At 76.1% G+C, this 767-nt stretch carries 1 protein-coding gene; it reads right to left on the reverse strand.

The window, feature by feature from the left end; genetic code table 11:
* Nucleotides 1-318 precede the first annotated feature (318 nt).
* Nucleotides 319-519 (reverse strand): thioredoxin family protein, encoded by a 201-nt coding sequence (locus AC2W7G_RS17615; RefSeq protein WP_485869574.1) that lies wholly within the window; start codon nucleotides 517-519, stop codon nucleotides 319-321.
* Between the last annotated feature and the right edge of the window lie 248 nt (nucleotides 520-767).

The following is a 767-nucleotide window of genomic DNA, read 5'->3' on the forward strand; positions in this document are numbered from 1 at the left end:
CGCGAACACGACCGCCTGGGCGGCCAGCAGCACGAGGGGCGACGGGCGGGGCGACAGCAGGGCGACGGCGAGGACGACGGACGTCAGCGCGGCGGCCACGCGCAGGCCGCGCGGATCGACCTGGAGCGGTCGGGGCATGGGAGTCTCCGGGATGGTTCGAGGGGTCGGGCGCGGGTCAGCGCACGCGACACAGCGCCGAGCGCGTGCGGCAGCAGTCGACTGCCAGGCGACGCGTCAGGTGCGTGGTCTCGAACATGGGTCCAGCGTAGGGGGCGCGTCCCGGCACCCCACCGGCGTCCCGGATGATGGACAGCCGTCTCACACTTCGGGAACGGCCTGGGCCAGCGCGGCCAGGACCTGCTCGCGCCGGGGCACGCCGGACGCCCGCTGGACGACCTCGCCCGACGGGCCCAGCACCAGCACGGTGGGCGTGCGCAGCACGTGGTGGCGGCGGACCAGGTCGAGGTGCTGCTCGGCGTCGACCTCCACGTGCGCGACGCCCGGGACGCTGCGCACCACGTCGCCCAGCAGGACGCGCGTCGCCCGGCACGGGGCTGCACGAAGGCGCTCGAGAACTGCACCAGGGTCGCCCGCTCCCCCAGCGGCGCACCGATCTCCTCGGGACGCATCCGCTCGCGGTCGTCAGGAGCGTCGGCGGGAGCGGCCGGCGCCGTGGCGGCGAACCGGCCGTCACGGCGGCGCAGCACGAGCGCGACCACGACGGTCGCGACGAGCGCGCCCAGCAGCACCCAGGTCCCGGTCATGGC

The sequence above is a fragment of the Aeromicrobium sp. PFPM2_SD2 genome (assembly GCF_057364525.1).